The following is a 20,500-nucleotide window of genomic DNA, read 5'->3' on the forward strand; positions in this document are numbered from 1 at the left end:
ACTTAAGCCCCCTTCGCTCGTTGGAAGGTGAAAGCCCCTGTCGCCGAGGCCACAGGATTGCCGTCATCATCGTCCACCGCGGTGGCCCGCACAAAGGCTACAGAGCGCGTGACATGGTAGCATTCGGCGCGTGCTCGGATACGCTGACCCGGCGTCGCGGCGCGCATGTAGTCGATGCGCAGGTCAATCGTTGCCGTCCCAATTGGAGCTTGCTCATGAGACATCACAGCCGCACCGCTGCAGGTGTCCATCAAGGCAAAAACCGCGCCACCGTGAATGACCCCGGTTGCCGGGTCCCCGATGAAACGCTCGTCATACGGCATAGAGATCTTCGCCACACCATCACCGATTTCATCCAAGCTCATCGCCAAAGCGCGAGAATGGGGAATCGCCTCGATGAACTGGCGCGCTACATTTGTGCGGTCGGTTTTAGTATTCATAACAACATCTGTGGCAGCTTTCACCGGCGCGGCCAAGCCATGCAATTGTGCTTCGTACAATACTTCGTTGCAACTGCGTCTGGATTGGTACGAGATCCTATGCCAATATGACGCATGTGAAACAGGTTTTTGGGACAGGACATACTTTATGACGTCGAGTAATCGCCTCACTTTTAAAGAAATGTGCGCCGAGTTTGACGTAACCCCACGTACCCTTCGCTACTACGAATACATCGAACTGCTCAGCCCTGAGCGTGAAGGCCGGTCTCGTTTCTACCACCCCCGAGAAGTGGCACGCATGAAACTCATCATGCGCGGTCGAAGATTTGGTTTCTCACTCGAGGACATTCGCCAATGGTTGGATATGTATAATTCAGAGCATCAAAACCGTCCCCAAATGGAAGCCATGATTGAGTTCGCAGACAAGCAAATGGGCGAGCTTCTGAGTCGAAAACAACAAATCGAAGAGTCTATCTCAGAGCTTCAAGCGTTACGAAATCAGGTCGCCAAAGACCTTTGAGACCCGTTTTTAATTTGACGAAAATGTTTGCCCCCGCAAGCTTCCCCAAGGTAACTTACGGGGAGCTGCCGAACAAGATTCCCCTTATTTATAAGGGTTTTTAGGGGGAATTCCCCCACCGTTTTGTCAATTCGAAAAACGCCAAGCATTGTCAAAAGTTGCGCCAATGCTGCTCAAACTTTCGTGACATTACGTCAAGGGGACTATGACGTGACGTTACATTTACGTTAACGTCAACATTGCTTGTAAGGTGCATTCACGTTCAACATTTCCGACGCATCAAACACACGAAGCAAAGGAATACAAAATGTCAGAGGATACGATGACCATCCGTGAAATGTGCGATGCATTTGGGGTTACCCCACGCACCCTGCGTTTTTACGAGGCCAAAGAACTTCTGTTCCCCATACGAGAGGGGCAACGCCGCCTGTTCACCAAAAGTGACCGTGGTCGTCTGAAGCTGATTATGCGTGGCAAACGCTTTGGATTCTCCCTTGAGGAGATCCGCCAGCTGCTAGACCTCTATAACGTCGGTGACCAACAAGCATCGCAATACGCCCTAACCTTTGAAATTGGGCAACGTCGTTTGGCTGACATGATCAAGCAACGCGACGAGTTGAACGAAGCCATTGAAGACCTAACCGCCCAACTCGCTTGGGGCGAAAAGATGATCGCCTCACAAAGCCTTCCAAAGGCGGCCAACACCTAGCCCAACACTGAGATTTAACGGAGAGTTCCACATGCCTAGCTACACCGCGCCAGTTAAAGACATGCAATTTGTCCTGCACGACGTTCTAAAAGTGACCGAACAATCCGTTCCCGGTTACGACGAGCTGGAGGCAGACTTCACCTCAGCCATCTTAGAGGAGGCGGGCAAGATTTCCTCCGAAGTGCTGCAACCGTTGAACGTTGTAGGCGACACCGAAGGCTGCGTTCTGGAGAACGGCGTCGTGCGCACGCCAACAGGTTTCAAAGCAGCTTTTGACCAGATGAAAGAAGGCGGTTGGACCGCATTGGATTGCGACCCTGAATACGGCGGCCAAGGCATGCCATACCTTCTGGGTGTTGCTGTGGGTGAGCAATTCACTGCCGCCAACATGGCGTTCAACATGTACCAAGGGCTGACACACGGAGCCTACTCCGCCATCCACGCTCATGGTACGGACGAGCAAAAGGCAACCTACCTGCCAAACATGGTGTCTTGCGACTGGACCGGCACCATGAACCTAACAGAGCCGCATTGCGGCACCGATCTGGGCCTCATGCGCACCAAAGCCGCTCCGCAGGGTGACGGCAGCTACAAAATCACCGGCCAAAAGATATTCATCTCGGCGGGCGAGCACGACATGTCCGACAATATCATCCATCTGGTGTTGGCTAAGATCGAAGGCGGCCCTGAAGGCATCAAAGGCGTGTCCCTGTTCATCGTGCCGAAATTCATGGTCAATGAAGACGGCTCCCTTGGGGCGCGCAATGGCGCGACCGTAGGCTCCATCGAAGAAAAGATGGGCATCCACGGCAACTCTACTTGCGTGATGAACTACGACGATGCCACGGGCTACCTGCTTGGAACCGAGCACAAAGGCATGCGCGCCATGTTCACTATGATGAACGAAGCCCGCATCGGTGTTGGCCTGCAAGGCTACGCCCAAGCTGAAGTCGCTTACCAAAACGCAGTGGTTTACGCCAACGACCGCCTACAAGGGCGCGACGTAACAGGCGACAAAAACCCCGACGGCCCAGCCGACCCGCTGATCGTACACCCAGATATTCGCCGCAACCTGATGGACCAGAAGTCCTTTGTGGAAGGCGCGCGCGCGTTCACATATTGGGGTGCCAACATGATCGATCAGCATGTCCGCGCCGATGATGACGCGGCCCATGGGATCGTCTCGTTGATCACGCCTGTGATCAAAGGCTTCCTAACCGACAAAGGCTTCGAGTACGCCACAGCCGCGCAACAAGTCTACGGCGGCCACGGCTACATCGAAGAATGGGGCATGTCCCAATTCGCCCGCGACGCACGCATTACGCAAATCTATGAAGGTGCCAATGGCGTGCAAGCCCTTGATTTGGTTGGCCGCAAGCTGGCGCAAGATGGCGGCAAACACGTGATGGCGTTCTTCGAGATGGTTAAATCCTTCATCAAGGAAAACGGTGGCAGTGAGGACTACGACAAGGCCTTCCTTGACCCGCTCAAAGCCGCGTCGAAAGACCTACAGGCGGCGGGCATGTACTTTATGCAAAACGGCATGAAGAACCCGAACCACGCTTTGGCCGGATCCTACGACTTTATGCATATGTTTGGCCATGTTTGCCTTGGCCTGATGTGGGCGAAGATGGGCAAGGCTGCGATGGACGCACTGGAAGGTGGCGCATCTGACACCAACTTCTACGAGACCAAAATCGCGACCGGCAAATACTACATGGCCCGCCAACTGCCAGCGACGGCGATGCATCTGTCTCGGATCGAGAGCGGTGCAGATACAGTTATGGCGCTCGACGCTGCGAATTTCTAAGGTGGCGGCGGGGTCACCCCCCGCCCTACCCACTTTGCGGAGACGATAATGCCTAAACGCCTAAAACTAACCCGACGCGTAAACCTCGCCATGACCGAAGATGCATGGCGCAAGCTGAAGAAATTCAGCGCAGAGGCCGGATTGGATGAAGGAGAGGCTTTGTCGTTTCTGTTCGAAAACTTTGGCAGCGTGACGGATGAGGACAACCTGACCCACCGCTTGCGCATTTTTAATTCTGAACTGGAGGCTCGCAAAAAATGAGCGCTAAATTTTACTGCTTCGGCGAAAGCGGCAACGCCTATAAAGCCGCGTTGACCATGCAGCTTGCAGGCTTCGACTACACGCCCGTACATGTGGATTTCTTCAAGGGCGAGGCCCGCTCCGACGCATTTCGCAAGATCAGTGTGATGGGTGAGGTCCCAGTCATGGTGGACGGCGATGTGACATTGACGCAATCTGGCGTCATCCAACAATATGTCGTCGACAAAACCGGCAAACTGGGCGGCGCCGAGGCCGACAAATACGAAGTGCTGCGTTGGGTGTTGTGGGACAACCACAAGATGTCCTCGCAAGCGGGTCCGACACGTTTCTTGATGAACTTCCTGCCCGAGGACAAACGCCCGCAAGCGGTGATCGATTTCAACCTTGGCCGCCTGAATGGAGCCTACTCCGTGTTGGAAAGCCACCTTGAGGGCCGCGACTGGATCGTTGGTGATGCCATTACCACGGCAGATATCTCGTGCTGCGGCTACCTGTTTTACGAAGAACCATTTGGCTTTAACCGCAAGGACTGGCCCAACATCGACGCATGGCTAACCCGCATCTCGCAGGTTCCTGGCTGGAAGCATCCATATGACCTGATGAAGCCTGCGTTTTCTGCATGATACACAGCGTGAACAATTTGCTGGATTTCTCTGCCTATGAGGGTATTTCTACCCCTCATAGGTCGGAGAATTTATGTTCAGCAAATTGGCACTCGGCGGCATTTGGGCCTACCAACAATACCTGTCCCCCCGAAAAGGCTACCGCTGCGCCTACTCTGTTGTCCATGGCGGCACGGGCTGTTCCGGATACGTCAAACACGCGATCCGCGACCAAGGGCTTTGGGCCGCTTGGCCTAAGATCACGCAGCGTTTTCGCGACTGCAAAGCCGCGCATCTTATCACGAAATCCAAATGTGCGGTCCACTCACAGCAGCTCGATGAAGACGAGCGCAAAGAGCTTGAGAATTATCGCCGCAAAGACCGCTGGTACAACAAATGCGACTGGTGTTGCTGGGGGGGCTGCGACGCCGCCGCGTGTTGCAGCATGGCCTCGGCCACACCAGCCTCTACGCCAGACGTCTCAAGCGGCGGATGTGGCAGCACCGATTGTGGCAGTGGCTGCGATTGCTCGCCCAGTTGTGATTGCTCGCCGAGCTGCTAACGTCAATGGGGGCCGCACATGACCCCCACTGCTACCCTATCTGGCATGATGATTGACTGGGCAATGTTTGCCCTACCCCATGCCAAGGGTATTTTTGCTAATTTTGGTCAAATGCTTAACGCCTTGACCTCATACAAATCCCCGCTTGTGGTTAGGGGGCTGCGACGCAGTGCCCGCTCTGCGATCGGGACCCCGAACCTAATGGAGGAACTCTCAAATGGCTGAAGCTTACATCTATGACGCCGTGCGCAGCCCGCGCGGCAAGGGTCGCAAGGACGGCAGCTTGCACGAAGTTACCGCGGCACGCCTGTCCGCGAATATCCTGAACGCCATCAAAGACCGCAACGGCCTAGAGGGCCACGCGGTTGAGGACGTGATCTGGGGTAACGCCACACAGGTCATGGAGCAAGGAGGCTGTCTTGCCCGTACCGCAGTTCTGGCCTCCGAGCTGGACGAGCGCATCCCCGGCCTGTCAATCAACCGCTTCTGCGCATCTGGCATGGAGGCCGTGAATATCGCGGCCAACCAAGTCAAAGGTGGTGCCGGCGACGGCTATATCGCGGGCGGAGTGGAAATGATGGGCCGCGTTGCTATGGGCTCTGACGGGGCTGCGATTGCGGTGGACCCAAGCATCGCCATGGACACTTACTTTGTGCCGCAAGGCATCTCGGCAGACATCATCGCCACCGAATACGGCTTCACCCGCGAGCAGGCCGACCAGTTGGGCGTGGAAAGCCAACGCCGCGCCAAAGCCGCGTGGGACGACAACCGCTTTGCCAAATCGATCATCACGATCAAAGATCAAAACGGTTTGGATATTCTCAGCCATGACGAATACATGCGCCCGCAAACAGACATGCAAAGCCTTGGCGGGTTGAACCCTGCCTTCCAAGCCATGGGCGAAGTTATGCCCGGCTTCGACAAGGTCGCACTGATGAAGTACCCACATCTGGAAAAGGTGAACCACATCCACCACGCAGGTAATTCTTCGGGCATCGTGGACGGCTCTGCAGCGGTGCTCATCGGCTCCAAAGAATTTGGTGAGGCCCACGGCCTGAAGCCACGCGCACGCATTCGTGCCACTGCCAAAATCGGCACTGATCCAACCATCATGCTGACCGGACCCGTTCCTGTGACCGAGCACATCATGAAGCAATCGGGCATGAGCATCTCTGACATCGACCTGTTTGAGGTCAACGAGGCCTTCGCATCCGTTGTTCTGCGCTTCATGCAGGCGTTTGACGTGGACAACAGCAAGGTCAACGTCAACGGAGGCTCTATCGCGATGGGTCACCCGCTTGGGGCAACCGGCGCGATGATTATCGGCACATTGCTTGATGAGATGGAGCGCTCCGACAAAGAGGTGGGTCTTGCCACGCTTTGCGTCGCCTCCGGCATGGGTGCGGCTACTATCATCGAACGGGTGTAGGCCGGCGCATGACTGGTGATCTGGACACATTCGACTTCCAAGGCTGGCTCGACACTGTGACGGGCTTTTTCATGGACGACGACTTCGGCTCTTTTGCTGACACGGTTGCCCTTCCGGCAATCGTGACAACAGCAGAAGGGGCGTCGGTTTTGTCCACGATCGAGGATCTACGGGGCCGCTTTGACTTCTGGATGCACTTCATGAAGGCACAACAAGCCACAGACATGATCCGCACGGCACGTTCGTATGACCGCATTGGATCAGAGGTTTGTCGCGGAAAATATGAAACGGAACTGCTGCGCGGCGGCACGCGTATCATCAAACCCTTCACGTCCGAGGTTATCCTTCGTCGTCAAGACGGCGTCTGGCGCACCACATTTGTCGAACACTTACTCACCAAGCAGTTCTGGAAAATGTCCTCCTGAGGACAAACTCCGTTTTCCGCTTTGGACACACAACATCATCTACTCCACCACAAGGGAGCTACATTATGACCGACTTCACAATGAACACAGACGCAGACGGCGTCGCAACGATCACATGGGACACCGTTGGTAAATCCATGAACGTGATGAACCAACAAGGGTTCTTGGATCTCGACGCGTTGATCGACCAAGCCTTGGCCGATGACGCCGTCAAGGGCGTGATCCTAACATCGGGCAAGCCCGACAGCTTCGCCGGCGGCATGGACCTCAACATCATCGCCAAGATGAAAGAGAGTGCGGGCGACAACCCCGCCAAGGGCCTGATGGACGGCCTGATGACAACCCATACGATGCTGCGCAAGATCGAGCGCGCGGGCATGGATCCAAAAACCAACAAGGGCGGCAAACCAATTGCTTGCGCTATGCAAGGCACGGGCCTTGGCATCGGCTTCGAGATCCCGTTGGCCTGTCACCGCATCTTTGTGGCCGACAACCCGAAGGCCAAAATTGGCTTACCGGAAATCATGGTTGGCATTTTCCCAGGCATGGGCGGCACCACCCGCGTGACCCGCATGCTGGGCGCGATGGGGGCCTCGCCGTTCCTGCTGGAGGGCAAACTGTCCAACCCGCAAAAGGCAAAAGCCGCAGGTTTGGTGCATGAGGTTATACCGGCTGATGAGCTACTGGCCGCCGCCAAGGCTTGGGTTCTCTCCGAGCCAAAGATCGTGAAACCTTGGGACGAAAAAGGCTACAAAATGCCCGGCGGCGCCCCTTACCACCCTGCCGGTTTCATGACCTTCGTTGGCGCATCCGCCATGGTCAACGGCAACACCAAAGGCGTCTACCCCGCCGCCAAGGCGCTATTGTCAGCCGTCTATGAAGGCGCGATGGTCCCCTTTGACACAGCCCTGAAGATTGAGGCGCGCTGGTTCACCAATGTGCTGATGAACCCTAGCTCTGCCAACATGATCCGTTCTTTGTTCATCAACAAAGAAGCGTTGGAAAAAGGCGCTGTGCGCCCTGACGTGGCAGATGAGACCGTCAAGAAGGTCGGCATCATCGGTGCGGGCATGATGGGTGCTGGCATCGCGCTTGTCTCCGCTATGGCGGGCATTGAGGTCGTGTTGATCGACGCCAAACAAGAGTCAGCCGACAAGGGCAAAGCCTACGCCGAGAGCTACTTAGACAAAGGCATTTCCCGCAAGAAAACGACGCCTGAGAAGAAAGAGCAAGTGCTTGGCCTGATCAACGCAACGGTCGATTATGACGCGCTAAAGGGCTGCGATCTGATCGTTGAGGCTGTGTTTGAGGACGTCGGCGTCAAGGCCGAAGTCACCAAAAAGGTCCAAGCTGTTGTTGGCCCTGATTGCGTGTTTGCGACCAACACCTCGACCTTGCCGATTACCGAGCTGGCGAAAGCCTCTGCGAATGCGGAAAGCTTCATCGGCATCCACTTCTTCTCGCCTGTCGAGAAGATGATGTTGGTCGAGATCATCAAAGGTAAAGGCACGGGCGACCGCGCGGTGGCCAAGGCTTTGGACTTCACCCGCCAAATCCGCAAAACGCCCATCGTGGTCAACGACGCGCGCTTCTTCTACGCCAACCGCTGCATCATCCCCTACATCAACGAAGGCATCCGCATGGTCAAAGAGGGCGTGAACCCTGCCCTGATTGAGAACGCGGCCAAATTGGTCGGCATGCCCTTGGGCCCGCTGCAATTGGTGGATGAGACGTCGATTGATCTGGGCGTGAAAATCGCCAAAGCCACGAAAGCGGCGATGGGCGACGCCTACCCCGACGGCGAAGTGGACGAGGTGGTGTTCTGGATGGCCGACGAAGGTCGCTTGGGCCGCAAATCCAACGCAGGCTTCTACGAGTACAACGACAAGGGCAAACGCCAGCTGTTGTGGGACGGGATTGCCGCCAAATACCCTGAAGCGGACGACCAACCCGACCTTACCGAGGTCCAAAACCGCCTGCTGTTCGCGCAAGTTCTAGAGGCCGTGCGCGCCATTGAAGAAGACGTGTTGATGGACATCCGCGAGGGCGACGTTGGCGCGATCTTGGGCTGGGGCTTCGCGCCTTGGTCCGGCGGGCCGTTGTCGTGGCTCGATATGGTCGGAACCCCTTGGGCAACCGAAACCACCAACGCCTTGGCTGAAAAGCATGGTGATCGGTTCAAAGCGCCAGACTTGTTGGAAGACATGGCCGCCAAGAACCAAAGCTTCTATGGCCGGTTTGATCCGACCAAAGCAGCCTAAACGCACCAAAAAAACGATAAAAGCCCGACCTCAGCGTCGGGCTTTTTTGTCTCTATTGGGGTTGATGGTGTTCAAACTCACTTGGCCAGAGTAACAGGGGGCAACTTCTGCAGTCGCAACCTAGAAGGCCGCCATATCCAATGTCTGAACCTCGTTTGAAAATCGTCTTGGTCACCCCCGAAATTCCCTACAACACAGGGGCCATCGGGCGGACATGTGTGGCGCTTGGGCTGGAGTTGGTTTTGATCAAACCTTATGGTTTCTCCCTTGATGAGAAGGCCGTGCGTCGCGCGGGGCAAGATTATTGGAAGCATGTTCAATTGAGCGAATTCGACAGCTGGGACGACTTCATCGCAGATCGAAAGCCATCACGCGACAGCCTCTATTTCTTTGAAGAACACGGCGCGAAGACTGTGTATGAGCCAGACTATCAGCAAGACGCCTATCTGGTATTCGGGTGCGAATCTAAAGGGTTACCTGACGAAATTCTGAACGACATGCAGGACCGCATCATTAGTCTGCCCATGCGTAACCCGATTGTACGCTCATTGAATTTGGCCAATGTGGCGACTGCCGTGATCTACCAGGCGATGCGCCCTCAATTAGGGGGCTAACGTGCAAAAGGACTGGATTTCGCATCAAGCCCTTTCAAAACTCTAAGCCTGTAGGAATTAGATCCAGCCAGCTGCCACAGGGCGTGCCCGCTCTTTGCGGTCGGTTTCACCCATATTGCGCGCCAACAAACGCGATTGGCGATCATTCAATGGTGTAAAGCGGTGCAATCCATTAGGCGCTGGCAGATCAAAGAAAATCCCGCCCTCAATGACCAACGTCTGCGCTTCGTTGAAGCGGATTGTGATGTGGGTCAGGTCGCCCTTCACCCGTGCACGCGCGATTCCGCGGTAGCCAATCAGGTTTTCTGCGCGAACGGTGACACACGCTTCACCGAACAAAATGCCGGTGGCCTCATTCTCAATAACCAAGCGTGTATCGGGGGAGACCAGCAACGCTTGTTCGTTGCCTATTGCGCCCTCTGGCACCAACAAAGGCCACTGACCGGCCGCCGCCTTTACAGATGCAACGCTGAGTTCAGCGACCTCGAGGCGTGTAATTTCTTGCTCTCCGCCTTCAGCGGTCAGAACCTTATCGCCGACTTTTAACTCTTCAACAGGAGCCCAGCGGTGGCGAGTCGCAACCTTAGTGCCGGCAAATATACCTGCACTTGGGGCGGTCGTTAGCACCAATGGCTCTACTTTAGACGTCTTACGGCTCGATTTAAAAAACATTTCCCACACCTGTCTGCATACTGTTCATAAATTAATGATGCATTTGGTTAGAGTCAGGCGTTGGGCCTCAAAAAGGTCATTTTGGGGCGAATTGTGTCCGAAATGGTAACAATCAAAATCTGTAGTTAAAGCGCGCAATATCGGGTGCGGACATCTCGGTCACCAAATTTCGGTCTGCCGAATTATACACATCACGGTAGTCACCACGCGTCGATTTATTGTCATGCGGGAAGTCGCCCAGCTTGCATCCGATGAGGGCTTCAAGCTTTGGCAAATCCTCCTCCAAGTGCTCCAAACGCACGAAAAGAGCACAGTGCTCATGCCCTTGTGCTGTGGTGACATATGCCCCGTATGAGGCACCCCGAAGCGACGTCACCGTAGATGGATGGTTCAGGAAGGCGCTGAAGTCCAAGTCTTTCGCCAGCCCCACTGCCGGATGCTCGAACGATTGCGTGCGAAGCCAGTGGTAGTAGCTGACAGCGCGATCCCAAGGGTTACGCACCATGGTAAATACATTTGCGGCGTCAATCTGGCTTTGCGGCACCAACCCCACAATGTCACGTAAGGTAGAGTGTTTCCAAAGTCGTCCCGAAGACTTCATATCCTTCACCCGCCGCCGCCGCTTCAAGGCCTTCGGAGTGTCCCCCAGCATAATGTCATCGGCCTTTGCCTTGGCCTCCAAGGCCAACGCCATGGAGGTTCCACCCGTTTTGGGAATGTGGACGAAAATATAATTGCGACCAGAGGAGATGATCATGCCGCCTCACTACGTTTGATGATGATAATACCTGCACAAACAATACAGGCCATACCCGCCAGCATTGCTGCTTGGCGCGAGTCATGGCGTCTGGCGTTCTGAGCGGATGCATCAATTGTCATACAATTCACCTCCCATGGCAAACTTTCTCTTCCCAAGCCCCCTACTCTTGGGCAAGCTCACCTCCCAGAGTTGCCTGCAACGGGAGGGAATGACAATGGGCTGGATGGCTGACGAAACGGGGTTGGATAAACGGGCTGCGAATTATGTCCCGCTTACGCCCCTGTCTCACTTAAACCGCGCGTTGGAGGTTTTCCCCAACCGCGAAGCAATTGTCTATGGCAGCATCCGCAGAACCTACGCCGAGTATCATGCACGGGTCTCTCAACTGGCCTCCGCCTTAACCAAGCGCGGCGTGACCTCCGGCGACGTTGTCGCAACCGCGATCCCCAACCTGCCAGCCCAAGCCGAGGCGCATTTTGGCGTGCCAGCTTGTGGCGCGGTCCTGAACACCATCAACACCCGCCTCGATCATGCGACGGTCAGCTACATCTTTGATCATGGCGAGGCCAAGGTCGTTCTTTGTGACACCCAGTTCTTACCAATGATTGAGGCCGCAAAAGCCAATTGCGCAGGCAACGGCCCAGAGATCATTGAGGTACCGGACGAGCAAGCCGGCTACCCCGCCACCGGCCGCTACATAACCTATGAAGACCTTCTAATTGAAGGCGACCCTCAAGCCGCTTGGCAAATGCCCGAAGACGAATGGGAAAGCCTCGCGCTCAATTACACGTCTGGCACCACGGGTCGGCCCAAAGGCGTAGTTTATCACCACCGTGGCGCGTATTTGATGACAATGGGGACGGTGATTTCATGGCGCATGCAGCTGTTCCCCAAATTTCTGGCAATTGTGCCGCTGTTTCATTGCAATGGGTGGAACCACACGTGGATGATGCCTGCACTGGGCGGGACGGTTCACTGCTGTCGCGATATAACTGCCGAAGCAATTTACGCCGCCATTGCAGATGAAGGCGTTACTCATTTTGGCGGCGCACCAATTGTCCTGAACATGCTGGTAAACGCCCCAGAGGACGCCCGACGGGAGTTTTCGCATCAGGTAGAGGTCTTCACCGCAGGCGCCCCACCTGCCCCCGCCACATTGCAAAAGATTGAAATCTTGGGCTTCAATATCACGCAGGTCTACGGTCTTACCGAGACATATGGCCATATCACTGAATGCCTATGGGATCCTGCGTGGGACGATCATGACCCCGACGAGAAGCCCGCATTGAAGGCCCGCCAAGGCGTCGCGATGCCTATGATGGAATATGTCACAGTGGTCGACGAGGCGAACGATCAGGTGCCAATGGATAAAACCACCCAAGGCGAGATCGTCATGCGCGGCAACTCGGTCATGAAGGGGTATTACAAGAACAAAGACGCCACGAACGAGGCATTTGAGGGTGGCCACTTTCATTCCGGCGATATTGCAATTCAGCATCCAGATGGCCACATCCAGATCGCTGACCGTGCCAAGGACATCATTATCTCCGGCGGCGAGAACGTATCATCCGTTGAGGTTGAAGGCGTCCTAATGTCCCACCCTGCTGTGTTGCTGTGTGCTGTGGTAGCAAAGCCCGATGAAAAATGGGGCGAAGTGCCCTGCGCCTTCGTGGAACTAAAGCACGATGCACAAGCGAACGAAGCCGAACTCATGTCCCACGCGCGGGCTCAATTGGCTGGCTTCAAAACGCCCAAGGCGGTTGTTTTTCAAGAGCTTCCCAAAACCTCGACGGGAAAGATCCAAAAATTTGAGTTACGCGAGGCGGCAAAGGCATTGTAGGTCCCACAAACTCCAGTGGGCGGCGTGAATTCGGACAGTCATTCACGCAAACACATTGAGCCAGACGCCTTTTCGCAGTAGCCTAGCCTGAGAGCACAATAAAAACGGGCAGCCGCGCAAATGACGGCATTGAAAGAATACGATCGTCTGGAATCGACAGGCATCTGGCGCGAAAGCCCGGACGCCCAGCGTCTCGACGTTCTGATTTCCTTTGGCAACGCCACTTTGATCATCCGCGATAAGACCGACACGGCTTTGGCCCATTGGTCCCTGGCCGCCATCGAGCGCCTGAACCCTGGTGCCCGCCCCGCCTTGTTTCGCCCCGGCCCCGACGCGGGCGAAGAGCTGGAACTGGATGATGGGACCCTCATCGATGCCATCGAGAAAGTCCGCAAAACCGTGGAACGCCGCCGCCCCCATCGCGGGCGGTTAAGGCTCTATATCTTCACCGGCTTAATCGCCGCCATTGGCGCGTTGGGATACTTCTGGTTACCTGACGCATTGGTTCGTCACACCATAACGGTTGTCCCCGAGAGTAAACGTTTGGCTATCGGCACAGCTCTGCTAGGTCATATGACCCGCCTGACCGGTGACACCTGCCGCTCCAACCTTGGCGCAGCCGCGTTGGCACGCCTGAAAGCCCGTGTTTTGGGGGATGGGGTGCGCAAAGCCTATGTCGTGCCCTCGGGGCCAGACGGGGCGTTGTATTTACCCGGAGGCTTGCTGCTATTGAACCGAACCGTGGTGGAAGATCACAACGCCGCTGACGTCGCCGCAGGCTACATGCTGGCCGCAGCCGAGAGCGCTAGCCACGTCGACCCAATGGAAGATCTGTTAAAGAATGCTGGCGGACAGGCGACCTTGCATTTGTTGACCACTGGGCAGCTGGAAGATGATGTCCTTCGCGACTATGCGGAAACGTTGCTCGCATCGCCGCTCCCTCTGCCAAATGCCGATTTGCTTCTAGACCGCTTTGCAACATCCAAAGTGGCCTCGAGCCCATACGCCTATGCCGTCGATGTGACTGGGGAAAGCACCTTGGAGCTCATTGAGGCCGACCCCTACCGTGGGGTTGAAGCACCCCGTCTCATTTCAGACGGGGATTGGATCAGCCTTCAAGAAATATGCGCTGAGTAAACCTTAGCTTAGCGGGCCCGTTTTCCGGTAGCAGGATCAATCAAGTAACGCGGCACAGTGTTTGACCAAACAAGCTGCATTTGGGCTTTTCCGGACGTCGTACCCACCCCGCGCAATGGGTTCAGGCGGTCATCATCCCATGCAACTTTATGCCCCGCAGGTGCCTTGATTTCCCGCGCCTCTGCGATCCGTCTGTTCACCCCTTTGGGCCCGACACGTTGACCTTGTGTGTTGCGGCTTTGAGGTGAGATTTCTTCACGAACGACACTGCGCACCTTACCCGTCTGCGGATTGCACCGAGCGCCGTTATTAATAAATTGCGAGCTGAACTCGCTTGCACCACAGCGGTAAACCACCGTCGGCTGCTTCGTCGCCGGTTTGGACCTGACCTGCTTGCGAACGATCTTGGTTTGCGCTGCTGGGGCCACCTTTGTGACCACGCGGGTCTGAGGCTTCGGTGCTGCTACGGCCCTGCGAACAACACGCGTTTGAGGCTTGGCCACTGTTTGGCGAACAACACGGGTTTGAGGTTTCGCAACCGTCTGACGGACAACACGCGTTTGCGCTTTTGGCGCTGCAGAGGCTTTGCGAACAACTTTTGTTGTCGTTTTGACTTTTGGCGCCGGAACAACGGTCGTGGTTTTTTTGATGACCTTCGCGCCAGCAGGAATGCTGCTGGCCTTAGCCTTGCGTACCGCTGTCTTTGGAGCAGCCTTCGGTGCGGTTTTGGGTGCGGCTTTTGCAGTTTGCGCCGGAGGCCTCAAGCTAGGCTGCGCGCCACAAACAAGCTGGCGAGAGCGCGTGACCCGAGGGATCCAATTTACATTCCCACTAAAGCCCGCCCGAATATACACACAGCCACGGCTATCGACATATTGCTTGCCCTTGAAAGACGCCGGCGGAGTCTCCGCAGGGCCATTATCACTGCGCAGGTTTTGAGCATCGACACTAACCGTTCCCAACCCCAAGGTTAGGCCCAAGGTTAGGGTAGATACTGATAGCATTCGCAACAGTCGCATATTAGCCCCCACTAAATATTGTGGGGACAATGCAACACCTACACAATCAAGTAAAGCTAGAATGCACCCTATTTCGTGCCAAACATACGATCACCCGCATCCCCTAGTCCCGGCACAATATATCCATTGTCATTCAGGTGACTGTCTACCGAAGCTGTCACAATCGGCACATCTGGATGGGCTTCTTTCATCCGAGCGACCCCCTCCGGAGCCGCCAATAAGCACAGAAATCTGATATTTTTCGCACCCGATTTTTTCAACAAATCAATCGCCGCAACGGAGGAATTACCAGTGGCCAGCATCGGGTCAACGGCAATCACCATGCGTTCATCCATGTGGTCCGGCACCTTAAAATAATACTGAACCGGCTGCAGCGTCTCCTCATCGCGGTAAAGCCCAACGAAGCCGACCCGCGCGGATGGGATCAGTTCCAGCATGCCATCCAACAGCCCATTGCCCGCCCTCAGGATAGAGATCAACGCCAGCTTACGCCCTGCCAAAGTGGGCGCATCCATAGGCTGCATGGGCGTTTCAATGCGCTTGGTTTCCATGTCCAGATTGCGCGTCACCTCATAGGCCAAGAACTGGCTTATCTCGCGCAAGAGCTGGCGAAACACGGCCGTGGAGGTCTCTTTCTCACGCATAAGTGTAAGCTTATGCTGCACCAAAGGATGGTCGACGACGGTTAGATGTGGGGTATCGCTCATCAGGAAGGCTCCAATATTTTAAGTAACTTCTTACGGGTTTCGGTGTCGCAAAATGCGGCTTTGGCAGCGGTGACATTCACCTCGCGCACGACCTCATCATCCCAGCCAAACGTATCTGCCAACCGGTCATACTCGGCGCTCAATGTCGTGTGGAAAAAGGGGGGATCATCCGTGGAGACGGTCACAGGCACCCCGCGCTCGCGTAGTTTTTCAATCGGGTGCTCTTGCCAGTCGGGATAAACACCCAAGGCAACGTTCGATCCGGGACAAACCTCTAGAACGATTTGATGATCGGCCAGATGATCGATCAACGCGTGGTCATCGATGGATTGCACCCCGTGGCCTATGCGCTCCACTTTGAGATCGCGCACGGCTTGCCAGACGGAGTTCGCACCGCCCCATTCGCCCGCGTGGGTGGTCAGCCGCAACCCCGCCTCGCGCGCCATATCGAAGCTGTAGGCGTAATCACCCTGAACGCCGACCATTTCGTCGCCACCCATCCCGAAACCGGTGATGAAATCGCCCGCCGTCTCTGCTGCACATAGGGCGGCTGTTTTGGCTTGCTCCGGCCCGAAGTGACGAATGCAGGTAGCGATCCCTCGCATCTCGATCTGCGGCAACCGTTGGGCCGCTTCTTGCATCGCGGCCATGTATTCACGCCACGCGCCGACGTCTCCCCCACCGCAAAAGTCCGGCGATAGGAATGCTTCGGTGTAGATAACGCCCTGCTCAATAGATTGCTCCAACACGGCAGTGGTCAATCGGCCAAATTCTTCAGGGCCCGTGAGCACCGTACACGCGGCCTCATATACTTTCAGGAACTGGTTGAAATCTTCAAACCTGTAGGAGCCGTCTTCGTTGAACACCCCTTCCAGATTGATGCCTTTTTCTTGCGCCAAGCCACGAATAAACGCGGGCGGCGCGGCACCCTCAATGTGAAGATGCAATTCAACCTTTGGAATAGACGTCATAAAAAGCTCTTCCCTGTGCCGCGTGTTGATAGCCCCAAATGATCCGCAACCGAAGCCGCGACATCGATAAACATGACCTCTCCGATATCCTTCGCACCTGCGCCCGCTGCAATAACTGGAACCTGTTCGCGAGTGTGATCGCTGCCTTCCCAAGTCGGGTCATTGCCATGATCAGCGGTGAATATGATGAGATCACCGTCTTTCATCCGGTCCAATATCGGGCCGATGGCGTTGTCAAACCACTCCAAATGCGCGGCATAGCCAATCGGATCACGCGGGTGGCCATAAAGGCTGTCGAATTCCACAAAGTTGACGAACACAAATGAGCCGTCAGGGGCTTCATCCACCACGTCAGATAGGTGCCCCATCAATACGTCATCGCGCCCGCGGCGGCTGTCATCCACCCCGCGTCCCGAGAAGATATCGCTAATTTTACCGATACCGTAGGTCGCTCGGCCATCGGCCTTTGCCCAGTCAAGCAATGTCGGCGAGGGAACCATCATTGCGTAGTCATGACGGTTCTTTGTCCGTTGAAAACTTCTGGCATTCGTCCCAACAAACGGGCGGGAGATCACGCGGCCCACGTTCATCTTATGCAATATCGGGGCGATGTGTTGGCACAGTTCCTGCAACCTTTGCTCGCCAAAGGTTTCCTCATGGGCCGCAATTTGAAACACGCTGTCCACGGACGTGTAGCAAATGGGCCAACCGGTGCGCAGGTGCTCCTCGCCCAAGTCTTCGATGATCTGCAAGCCGGAGGCATGGCAGTTCCCCAATACGCCCTCAGTGCCACAAAACTTCGCGACTTCGGCGACGATTTCCGCGGGGAAGCATGGGGTTTCTTTTGGGAAGTAGCACCAATCCCAAGGCACGGGCACACCTGACAATTCCCAATGTCCAGACGGGGTGTCCTTGCCTTGCGACACTTCTGTGGCCACGCCCGAGAGACCTTGCGCGGGCGCATCCGTGATGCCCATAGCTCGACCAAGGCCAAGCCGCATCAAGTTGGGCATTTTTAGCCCAACCTGTTGATGAATATGAAGTAAAGTGTTTGCGCCCTCGTCGCCAAAGCTTGCCGCATCAGGTGCATTGCCGCAGCCAACTGAATCGAGGACAACCAAAAAAGCGCGACTCAAACGGACACCCGATCAAGGAACAACTCTGGTGCCGCGACCTTTGCTGCCCCAATCTGGAAGGCTTTGCGCACCGCACGTTCCGCCTTTGCCGCCGCTTCCTCGGTGGCCGCGTGGACCATAGCTAGTGGCGTCGCCTTATCCACGGGATCGCCAATCCGCTTGAACCCTGAGAGCCCAACAGAAGGATCAACCTTATCGCTCTCGCGGCGGCGACCACCGCCCAATTCCACAACCGCCAACCCAAGCGAGCGGGTGTCAATGCTGCGCACATGTCCGGTCGCCAAAGGTAGCACTTCGCGCACGATGTTGGCCTCAGGCAGGCAGAAGCGCCAAGTTTGATCAAAGTCGGTCGGCCCCCCTAGATAGGCAACCATCCGGCAGAAACGCTCCATCGCGGCACCAGAATTGATCGCATCGTTGATCATGCCCCAAGCAGCCTCAGGATCGACGCGCAGATGTTTATTGCTAGCCAAAAGTTCTGCCCCAAGCGCCAGTGCAACCTCGCGCAGACGCTTTTGTCCGGTGCCTGACAGGGCTTCCATAACAGCACGCATCTCAACTGCGTTGCCGGCCGCCGTGGCCAAAGGCTGAGACATGTCGGTGATCAATGCGGTTGTTGGGCAACCAGCGCCTGCCGCAACCTCCACCAAGGAATAGGCCAAGCGTTTGGCTTGCGCCGCATCGCTCATAATCGCGCCGTTGCCCGCCTTCACATCCAACACCAAGCCTTGCGTGCCCGCGGCCAGCTTCTTGGCAAGGATCGAGGCCGTAATCAGGTCGATACTATCAACCGTCGCCGTCACATCGCGAATGGCATATAGGCGGCGGTCAGCAGGGGCGACCTGCCCCGTGGCCCCCACAATGGCACAGCCGACTTCGCGCACAACATGCTGGAGCTTGGACGTTGTTACGGTGCTGACAAACCCGGGGATCGATTCCAGCTTATCAAGCGTGCCGCCCGTGTGGCCCAAGCCGCGACCAGACACCATTGGCACAAATGCCCCACATGCGGCCAAAGCGGGGGCCAGAACCATCGAGACCGGATCACCAACCCCGCCGGTTGAATGCTTGTCGAGAACAGGGCCTGGCAGCTTCCAACGCAAAACCTCGCCACTGTCACGCATGCCTTCGGTCAAACCTACGCGGCCATCCGCGCCAAGACCTTCCATTGCAACAGCCATAGCAAAGGCCCCTGCCTGCGCGTCACTGACCCCCGATTGATCAGCCAAAGCCTTGCCGAACCAGCGACACTCAGCCGTGCTAATGGTTTGGCGTGTCCGAATTTTACCTATGATCTGAGCCGCATCCATCGTTTAAGCCATATGCCCTGCATCAAATGCGCCGGGCAACAGTGCCGCGACGGTGGTTTTTTCCAATACGCCCGATGTGGTTGCCAAAACCACCGGCACATCACCAGCCGCGAATTCCGCGATTTTCTGGCGGCACCCACCACAGGGCGGAACGGGGGTTGGAGACCCCGCCACCACACAAATCTCAACGATTTCACGCTCCCCAGCAGCGACCATCGCAGCGATCGCTCCGGCCTCGGCGCAGGTGCCCTCTGGGTAGGCCACGTTCTCGACATTGCAGCCGACATAGACCGTTCCAGATTTAGCCCGCAACGCGGCACCGACCTGAAACTTGGAATATGGCGCATGTGCGTTCTCACGAACCGACAGCGCGGATGGCAGCAAATCAGACATAAATGTCCCCCAAGACGTTTCAAACGATATTGAAGCGAGAGGACGGGAGTTTCAATGCCTCGGTTGCGGGGAAAACGCCAGTGAAGGCATTATTCGCGGCCAAGTCGCTATTCGGTGTAGCGAAGGATCACATATGACTGCATTTCGAGCGAAGATATCAGCGCATCTAGATCAGGGCCAACATACAGGCTCGTTAAGATTTCAGACATACCGCCCGCCCCACTGCCCGCACCATCGCGCGCTTCAAATGCAAGATAGGACGCGCCGATGGCGAATAAATCATAACCGACCTCTTCCATCTTTTCACACAGGGCGTACATCTCAAACGGTGACAAATCACAGGAAAAATACCCATTTGGAAAGGCCGCAATCGCATCACAGGCCCGCTCGACAGGGACAGCCATAATCACGCTGACCTGATCAAGAAGGGTCTCGGGACTTGCGTTCACCTGATCAAGCGATGCCCCCGTATTGGCATCGACCCAATCAAGGGTTTTACCAGACACTGGCTGTGTCTGTCGTTCAGATCTAAAATTCTCAGCCCTGAGTGCGAATTCCTCCGGTGTCGAGAAATATCCAACATGGTCGCCATCCTCAAAGACATCCGAGGGTAGATTACTCAGGTCATGCCCCTCAACGCGGTCCAGATCATGGCTAACGATGGCGTGACCACTGGTATAAAGCGCCTGCCCGAGATCATCTAAAGTCGCCAACGCACGGTGTTTCGGGTGCATCCCCTCAACCAACATGCAAGCGCTACGTAGCTCCGCGAAGGTGTTCAGCTCCAACACATATGCGACAGATGGCAGACTCACCCTCTTACTTAGAGGGTGGTCTTTTAAAGGCACCAATTGCTCCGCCCCGATTTTCGTATGGGCAACCTGAGTAGAGAAAAGCCCCAGTAACCGCTTGAGACCTGCGC

General features: G+C 55.9%; 23 protein-coding genes. 12 read left to right on the forward strand and 11 right to left on the reverse strand.

The window, feature by feature from the left end; translation table 11 throughout:
• Nucleotides 1-2 precede the first annotated feature (2 nt).
• Nucleotides 3-440, reverse strand: a complete 438-nt coding sequence (locus tag ABJN86_RS04430; protein WP_348364816.1) for a PaaI family thioesterase — start codon at nt 438-440, stop codon at nt 3-5.
• Nucleotides 441-588: 148 nt separating this feature from the next.
• On the opposite strand from ABJN86_RS04430, the gene ABJN86_RS04435 reads away from it, so the two are divergent.
• The 10 genes from ABJN86_RS04435 (at nt 589) to ABJN86_RS04480 (ending at nt 9,633) form a co-directional block, all read left to right on the forward strand.
• Entirely contained in the window at nt 589-960 is a 372-nt protein-coding gene (locus ABJN86_RS04435; RefSeq protein WP_348364818.1) for a MerR family DNA-binding transcriptional regulator, read from the forward strand.
• A gap of 307 nt (nt 961-1,267) precedes the next feature.
• Nucleotides 1,268-1,669, forward strand: coding sequence for a MerR family DNA-binding transcriptional regulator (locus ABJN86_RS04440; RefSeq protein ID WP_348364820.1), 402 nt, complete (start codon nt 1,268-1,270; stop codon nt 1,667-1,669).
• 31 nt (nt 1,670-1,700) lie between these two features.
• Complete coding sequence (locus ABJN86_RS04445; protein WP_348364822.1) at nt 1,701-3,479, forward strand: acyl-CoA dehydrogenase C-terminal domain-containing protein; 1,779 nt, start codon at nt 1,701-1,703, stop codon at nt 3,477-3,479.
• Between the two features lie 48 nt (nt 3,480-3,527).
• A complete protein-coding gene (locus tag ABJN86_RS04450; protein ID WP_348364823.1) occupies nt 3,528-3,740 on the forward strand; it encodes a hypothetical protein in 213 nt (70 codons plus the stop codon).
• A complete protein-coding gene (locus tag ABJN86_RS04455) occupies nt 3,737-4,363 on the forward strand; it encodes a glutathione S-transferase family protein (protein WP_348364824.1) in 627 nt (208 codons plus the stop codon). Before ABJN86_RS04450 ends, ABJN86_RS04455 begins: the two co-directional genes overlap by 4 nt.
• Before the next feature lie 73 nt (nt 4,364-4,436).
• Nucleotides 4,437-4,904, forward strand: a complete 468-nt coding sequence (yidD, locus tag ABJN86_RS04460; protein WP_348364826.1) for a membrane protein insertion efficiency factor YidD — start codon at nt 4,437-4,439, stop codon at nt 4,902-4,904.
• 217 nt (nt 4,905-5,121) lie between these two features.
• Nucleotides 5,122-6,333 carry an acetyl-CoA C-acetyltransferase gene (locus ABJN86_RS04465; protein WP_348364828.1) on the forward strand — a complete coding sequence of 404 codons (1,212 nt, stop codon included), beginning with the start codon at nt 5,122-5,124 and terminating at the stop codon, nt 6,331-6,333.
• Between the two features lie 8 nt (nt 6,334-6,341).
• Nucleotides 6,342-6,758 carry a hypothetical protein gene (locus tag ABJN86_RS04470; protein WP_348364829.1) on the forward strand — a complete coding sequence of 139 codons (417 nt, stop codon included), beginning with the start codon at nt 6,342-6,344 and terminating at the stop codon, nt 6,756-6,758.
• A 65-nt stretch (nt 6,759-6,823) separates the two neighbouring features.
• Nucleotides 6,824-9,019 carry a 3-hydroxyacyl-CoA dehydrogenase NAD-binding domain-containing protein gene (locus ABJN86_RS04475; protein WP_348364831.1) on the forward strand — a complete coding sequence of 732 codons (2,196 nt, stop codon included), beginning with the start codon at nt 6,824-6,826 and terminating at the stop codon, nt 9,017-9,019.
• Nucleotides 9,020-9,159: 140 nt separating this feature from the next.
• On the forward strand, nt 9,160-9,633 hold the full coding sequence (locus tag ABJN86_RS04480) for a tRNA (cytidine(34)-2'-O)-methyltransferase (protein WP_348364832.1): 474 nt from the start codon (nt 9,160-9,162) through the stop codon (nt 9,631-9,633).
• Nucleotides 9,634-9,690: 57 nt separating this feature from the next.
• Here ABJN86_RS04480 and ABJN86_RS04485 read toward each other — a convergent pair whose 3' ends face one another.
• From ABJN86_RS04485 to ABJN86_RS04495, 3 genes are all read right to left on the reverse strand, one after another.
• Nucleotides 9,691-10,305 carry a Hint domain-containing protein gene (locus tag ABJN86_RS04485; RefSeq protein ID WP_348364834.1) on the reverse strand — a complete coding sequence of 205 codons (615 nt, stop codon included), beginning with the start codon at nt 10,303-10,305 and terminating at the stop codon, nt 9,691-9,693.
• Between the two features lie 112 nt (nt 10,306-10,417).
• Complete coding sequence (locus ABJN86_RS04490) at nt 10,418-11,062, reverse strand: sulfotransferase family 2 domain-containing protein (RefSeq protein WP_348364836.1); 645 nt, start codon at nt 11,060-11,062, stop codon at nt 10,418-10,420.
• The gene (locus ABJN86_RS04495) at nt 11,059-11,184 is read right to left on the reverse strand and encodes a hypothetical protein (RefSeq protein ID WP_348364839.1); all 126 of its coding nucleotides are present in this window, start codon (nt 11,182-11,184) and stop codon (nt 11,059-11,061) included. Before ABJN86_RS04495 ends, ABJN86_RS04490 begins: the two co-directional genes overlap by 4 nt.
• 95 nt (nt 11,185-11,279) lie before the next feature.
• Here ABJN86_RS04495 and ABJN86_RS04500 point away from each other — a divergent pair, with 95 nt between their 5' ends.
• Together ABJN86_RS04500 and ABJN86_RS04505 are read left to right on the forward strand one after the other, a co-directional pair.
• Nucleotides 11,280-12,905, forward strand: a complete 1,626-nt coding sequence (locus ABJN86_RS04500; protein ID WP_348364841.1) for an AMP-binding protein — start codon at nt 11,280-11,282, stop codon at nt 12,903-12,905.
• 120 nt (nt 12,906-13,025) lie between these two features.
• Entirely contained in the window at nt 13,026-14,042 is a 1,017-nt protein-coding gene (locus tag ABJN86_RS04505; RefSeq protein WP_348364843.1) for a hypothetical protein, read from the forward strand.
• Nucleotides 14,043-14,050: 8 nt separating this feature from the next.
• Here the strand turns inward: ABJN86_RS04505 and ABJN86_RS04510 are convergent, their stop codons facing one another.
• The 7 genes from ABJN86_RS04510 to ABJN86_RS04540 form a co-directional block, all read right to left on the reverse strand.
• Nucleotides 14,051-15,046, reverse strand: a complete 996-nt coding sequence (locus tag ABJN86_RS04510; protein WP_348377739.1) for a hypothetical protein — start codon at nt 15,044-15,046, stop codon at nt 14,051-14,053.
• A gap of 83 nt (nt 15,047-15,129) precedes the next feature.
• Nucleotides 15,130-15,768, reverse strand: a complete 639-nt coding sequence (upp, locus tag ABJN86_RS04515; RefSeq protein WP_348364849.1) for a uracil phosphoribosyltransferase — start codon at nt 15,766-15,768, stop codon at nt 15,130-15,132.
• Entirely contained in the window at nt 15,768-16,739 is a 972-nt protein-coding gene (locus ABJN86_RS04520; RefSeq protein WP_348364851.1) for an adenosine deaminase, read from the reverse strand. Before ABJN86_RS04520 ends, upp begins: the two co-directional genes overlap by 1 nt.
• On the reverse strand, nt 16,736-17,875 hold the full coding sequence (locus tag ABJN86_RS04525; RefSeq protein WP_348364853.1) for a phosphopentomutase: 1,140 nt from the start codon (nt 17,873-17,875) through the stop codon (nt 16,736-16,738). Before ABJN86_RS04525 ends, ABJN86_RS04520 begins: the two co-directional genes overlap by 4 nt.
• Nucleotides 17,872-19,185, reverse strand: a complete 1,314-nt coding sequence (locus ABJN86_RS04530; RefSeq protein ID WP_348364856.1) for a thymidine phosphorylase — start codon at nt 19,183-19,185, stop codon at nt 17,872-17,874. Before ABJN86_RS04530 ends, ABJN86_RS04525 begins: the two co-directional genes overlap by 4 nt.
• A 3-nt stretch (nt 19,186-19,188) precedes the next feature.
• Nucleotides 19,189-19,578 (reverse strand): cytidine deaminase, encoded by a 390-nt coding sequence (locus ABJN86_RS04535; protein ID WP_348364858.1) that lies wholly within the window; start codon nt 19,576-19,578, stop codon nt 19,189-19,191.
• A 107-nt stretch (nt 19,579-19,685) separates the two neighbouring features.
• Nucleotides 19,686-20,393 (reverse strand): hypothetical protein, encoded by a 708-nt coding sequence (locus ABJN86_RS04540; RefSeq protein ID WP_348364861.1) that lies wholly within the window; start codon nt 20,391-20,393, stop codon nt 19,686-19,688.
• Nucleotides 20,394-20,500: the final 107 nt, after the last annotated feature.

This window comes from Litoreibacter sp., from assembly GCF_039974535.1.
In the GTDB taxonomy this organism is placed as follows: domain Bacteria; phylum Pseudomonadota; class Alphaproteobacteria; order Rhodobacterales; family Rhodobacteraceae; genus Litoreibacter.